Consider the following 5,504-nt stretch of genomic DNA (forward strand, 5'->3'; position numbering starts at 1 on the left):
GCATCTCCGCCACCGTTTTCGCCAGTGCCGCCACCGTGCGTTGCTCGAAGATCGCCCGCAGCGGCAGCTCCACGGCGAGCACCTCGCGGACCCGCGACACCACCCGGGTGGCGAGCAGCGAGTGCCCGCCCAGGTCGAAGAAGCTGTCCTCCACGCCTACGCGCTCCAGGCGCAGCATCTCTGCCCAGATCCCCGCCAGCACCTCTTCAGTGGGCGTTCGCGGCGCGACGTAGCGGTCCTCCGCCGACGCGAGCTCCGGCGCCGGCAGTGCCTTGCGGTCCACCTTGCCGTTCGGCGTCAGCGGCAGCGCGTCCAGGTACACGAACGCGGCGGGCACCATGTACTCCGGCAGGGTGCGCCGCAGGTGCTCGCGCAACGCCTCGGCCTGCACCTCTCCCACCACGTACGCCACCAGCCGGAGCTCTCCCGGCACGTCCTCGCGCACCACCACCCGCGCTTCGCACACCGCCGCGTGGGCGGACAGCGCACTTTCCACCTCGCCCGGCTCGATCCGGAAGCCACGGATCTTCACCTGCTCGTCCAGGCGCCCCACGAACTCCAGCTTCCGCTCCCCGCGCCACCGCATCCGGTCGCCGGTGCGGTACATCCGCGCACCCGGCTCGGTGGAGAACGGGTCGGGAACGAAGCGCTCCGCCGTCAGCCCGGGGCGGTCCAGGTAGCCGCGCGCCACGCCGCCGCCGCCCACGTACGCCTCGCCGGGCACGCCGCGCGGAACCGGGTTCAGGGCACCATCCAGCAGGTAGATCCGCTGGTTCCCGATCGCATGTCCCAGCGGAACCGTCCGCGCGTTCTCCGCGACCTGCTCCACCTCTTCGTACAGGCAGAACGTGGTCGTTTCCGTGGGCCCGTACATGTGCAGCAGCCGCTGCGGCCTGCCGCCCTTGAGCAGCCGCCGCACGCTGTCGGCGTCCACGGCCTGGCCCCCGAAGAGCACCTCGCGCACGGGCGCGAAGATGTCGGGCTCTTCGTGCGCAAGCTGGTTCACCAGCGCGGTGGTCAGGAAGATCGTGGTGATGCGCTCCTCGCGGAGCGTCTCGCGAAGGGCGCGGCCGGAGAGGAGCACGTCCTGGGGGATTCCCACCAGGGTGGCCCCGTTGAGGAACGCGCCCCAGGCCTCGAAGGTCAGCGCGTCGAAGCCGGCGTTCGATGCCTGTGCGACGCGGTCGCCCGGGCGCAGCTGCACGTAGTCCGTTTCGACGACAAGCTGCACGACCTGCCGGTGGCCCACCATCACGCCCTTGGGACGCCCGGTGCTGCCGCTGGTGTAGACGATGTACGCCAGGTTCTCGGCCGTGGCCCCGCCGTGAGGTGCCTCCGTCGGCTCCGCCGCGATCGCGTCGGCGGCGCGGTCCAGGTGGACCACGTCCAGGCCACCCGTCTCCACCACCCCGGCCAGGTCGCCGCGGCTGAGCAGCACGCGAACGCGGCTGTCGTCCAGCATCATGCGCAGGCGCTCGGCCGGATACGCCGGGTCCAGCGGCACGTAGCAGCCGCCCGCCTTGAGCACCGCCAGGATGCAGACGATCAGCTCCACTCCCCGCTCCAGCAGCACGCCCACGCGAGCGTCGGGCCCCACGCCCAGCCGCACGAGGTGGTGCGCCAGCTGGTTCGACCGCACGTCGAGCTCGCGATACGTCAGCGACTCATCGCCCCAGACCAGCGCCACGGCACCCGGCCGCTCCCGCACCTGCGCCGCGAAGAGCTCGTGGACGCAGACGCCTCGCGGATACGGGCGCTCCGTCCGGTTCCACTCCTCGAGAACGAGCGCGCGCTCCGGCTTCTCGAGAAGCTCCACCCGCGAAAACCGCACGTCCGCATCCGCCGCGACCTGCTCCAGCACCCGCGCCAGGTGGCCAAGCATCCGTTCGGCCGTGCCGCGCTCGAAGAGGTCCGTGCTGTAGTTCAGTGCGCCGCGCAGGCCCTGGGGGGTCGCCACGAGCGTCAGGGAAAGGTCGAACTTGGCCACCTCCATGCCGGAACCGACACCGCCCGCCTTCAGCCCCGGAAGCGCGTCTCCGCCGCCCCCGGCGTCCTGCAGGGTGAACATCACCTGGAAAAGCGGCGAGTGGCTCAGAGACCGCTCCGGCTGCAGCTCGGCCACCAGCTTCTCGAAGGGAAGCTCCTGGTGCGCGTACGCGCCCAACGTCGCCTCGCGCACCCGCCGCAGCACCGCGCGGAACGACGGGTTCCCCGAAAGGTCGGTGCGCAGCACCAGCGTGTTGACGAAGAAGCCGATCAGCTCCTCTACCTCGCCACGCGTGCGACCGGCGATGGGGCTTCCCACCACCACGTCCTCGCTCCCGGCGTACTTCGAGAGCAGCACCTGGAAGGCAGCCAGCAGCGTCATGTACAGCGTCGTGCCCTCGCTGCGTCCCAGCGCCTGCAGCCGCTCCAGCAGCGCCGGCGGAAGCTCCACCGGCACCGACGCGCCGCGGTACGTCTGCGCCGCCGGGCGCGGGTGATCCACCGGGAGCTCCAGCAGCTCCGGCGCGCCCGCCAGCCGCTCCCGCCAGTACGAGAGCAGCCGGTCCAGCGCCTCGCCCGCCAGCTGCTCGCGCTGCCATACCGCGAAATCGGCGTACTGCACCGCCAGCTCGGGGAGCGGCGACTCACGTCCCTCGCGGTACGCCTCGTACAGCGCCCACATCTCGCGGAAGAACACCCCCATGCTCCACCCGTCGCTGACGATGTGGTGCATGGAGAGCAGCAGCACGTGGTCTTCGTCGGCCAGCCGCAGCAGCGCCGCACGGAAGAGCGGCCCCGCCGCAAGGTCGAACGGCCGTGCCGCCGCTTCACTGGCCCGGCGCCTGGCCGCCGCCTCGCGCTCCGCCGGGTTCAGCCCCGACAGGTCCTCCACCGGCACGGCGAAGCCATCGAAGGGCACGATCACCTGCACCGGCGAGCCGTTCGCCTCGGCGAAGACCGTCCGCAGCGATTCGTGGCGCCGGACGATCTCGCCCACCGCGCGTTCCAGCGCCGGCTCGTCCAGCGCACCCACCAGCCGCTGCGCCACGGGAAGGTTGTAGACGGAACTCCCCGGATCCAGCCGGTCGATGAACCAGAGCCGCTCCTGCGCGAAGGAGAGCGGGAGCGGGCTCGTACGATCGGTCGGCACCACCGGCGGCAGCACCGGCGTTTCCGCGCGGCGCTCGTCCTCCACGCGCAGCGCCAGCTCCGCAACCGTCGGTCCCTCGAAGAGCGCCCGCAGCGGCAGCTCCACGGCGAACACCTCGCGGATGCGCGAGACCACGCGCGTGCCCAGGAGCGAGTGCCCGCCCAGCTCGAAGAAGCTTTCCTCCACCCCCACCCGCTCCACGCGCAGCACCTCGGCCCAGATCCCCGCCAGCACCTCCTCCACGGGCGTCCGCGGCGCTACGTACCGTTCCTCCGTCGACGCGAGGTCCGGCGCCGGCAGCGCCTTGCGGTCCAGCTTGCCGTTCGGCGTCAGCGGCAGCGACTCCAGCACCATGAACGCCGACGGGATCATGTACTCCGGCAGGCTTGCCCGCACCTGCTCCCGCAGCTCGCCGGCTTCCACGCCGCCCACCACGTACGCCACCAGCCGCTGGTCGCCGGGCACGTCCTCGCGCGACACCACCACGCAGTCGGTGACGCCCTCGTGGGCCCGCAGCACGGCCTCGATCTCCCCCGGCTCGATCCGGAAACCCCGGATCTTCACCTGCTCGTCCACGCGGCCCAGGTACTCCAGCGTGCCATCCGCACGCCACCGCGCCCGGTCGCCCGTGCGGTACAGCCGTGCGCCTTCGGCCGAGAACGGATCGGGGATGAAGCGCTCGGCGGTCATCGAGGAGCGGCCCAGGTAGCCGCGCGCCACCCCCGCCCCGCCGATCAGCAGCTCGCCCGGGACGCTCACCGGTTGCGGGGTGCCGAACTCGTCGCAGACGTACAGGCGCACGTTCCCCATCGGCCGGCCGATGGGGTGCCCTTCCACGATTCCGTCTGCGGGCACCGGGTGCGTGGAGGCCAGGATGGTCCCCTCGGTGGGGCCATAGAGGACGTGCGACTCCGCCCCGGGAAGCGCCTCGCGCATCTCCGCCAGCAGGTCGGCCGGCACCCGGTCGCCGCCCACGAAGGCGCGCCGCAGCCGGGCGAGCCGGGGCGTCTCGCGCTCCGCCTGCGCCACCTGCCGCATCAGCGCGGGAACGGCGTGCACGAGCGTGGCATCCGCGATCTCCTCCAGCAGCGCGGGCACGTCGAGCACGCGGTCGCGATCCACGAGCCGCACCGCGCCCCCCGAGGTGAGCGGGAGCAGCGCCTCGAAGAGCCAGATGTCGAACGCGTAGGACGCCAGCGCCGGCATCACGTCGCCCTCGCGGGCGCCGAACGCCTCGCGCGCGGCGGACAGCAGGTTCGCCAGCGAGCCGTGCTCCACCAGCACCCCCTTGGGGCGGCCGGTAGAGCCGGAGGTGTAGATGACGTACGCCAGCCCCGCGCCGGACGCGGGCACCTCCGGCGCCGCGGAAGATGCCGCGTCCGAAGGCCCGTCCACCCGCACGAGGGTGGCTCCGTGCTCCGGAAGGACGCCCGCCGTGCTCTCAGCGACGACCACCACGGGGAGCGCCGCGTCGGCGATGATCCATCCCAGCCGCTCCGCCGGGTAGCTGGGATCGAGCGGAACGTAGGCGCCGCCCGCCTTCCAGATCCCCAGCACCCCCACCAGCAGCTCGGGGGTGCGCTGCAGGCACAGCCCCACCGGGGTCTCGGGCCCCACGCCCAACTCGCGCAGGCGCCGGGCGAGCACCGCAGCGCGCCGGTCCAGCTCGCCATAGGTCACGGCCTCGCGGCCGTCCAGCAGGGCGACGGCCTCGGGAGCACGGCGCGCCCACTCCGCGAAAAGCGCGTGGGCCGGCGCGGAGGTTTCGCGGTCGGTGCGGTTCCAGGCATCCACCACCAGGCCGCGCTCTTCGGCCGAGAGCAGCTCAAGGCGCGAGAGCAGCACGTCCGCATCTGCCGTGACCTGCTCCAGCACCCGCTCCAGGTGCCCCAGCATCCGCCGGACGGTGGCCTCTTCCAGGAAGTCGGTGGCGTAGCTGAGGCGCGCGCCAACGCCCCTCCGGTCCTGCGCCAGCTCCAGGCTCAGGTCGAAACGGGCCGCTTCCTCCGAGCCGCCCCTGGCTTCCAGCCGCAGGGCGTCCTCCGCCGCGGCGGGTGCCGGGGCCGCTCCGCCGCCGATGCTGTGCTGGTTGTGCAGAACGATGGCGGCCTGCACCAGCGGCGCATGGGTCAGCGAGCGCTCGGGGTTCAGCTCCTCGACCAGCTTCTCGAACGGGAGGTCCTGGTGCGAGAAGGCTTCCAGCGCCGTCTCGCGCTCGCGGAGCAGCAGCTCGCGGAAGGTGGGGTCGCCGGAGAGGTCGCCGCGCAGCACCAGCGTGTTGGCGAAGTAGCCGATCAGCCCCTCGAGCTCCGGCGTCGGCCGGTTGGCGATGGGGGTGCCGACCAGCACGTCGTCCTGCCCGGACCAG

The 5,504-nt window shown here is 72.5% G+C and carries 1 protein-coding gene; it reads right to left on the reverse strand.

Annotated features, from left to right (window positions below):
• Positions 1–5,504, reverse strand: a 5,504-nt coding sequence (locus VIB55_RS10195; protein WP_331876552.1) for an amino acid adenylation domain-containing protein, incomplete at both ends; no start/stop codon positions are given.

Source organism: Longimicrobium sp. (assembly GCF_036554565.1).
Taxonomy (GTDB): Bacteria; Gemmatimonadota; Gemmatimonadetes; order Longimicrobiales; family Longimicrobiaceae; genus Longimicrobium.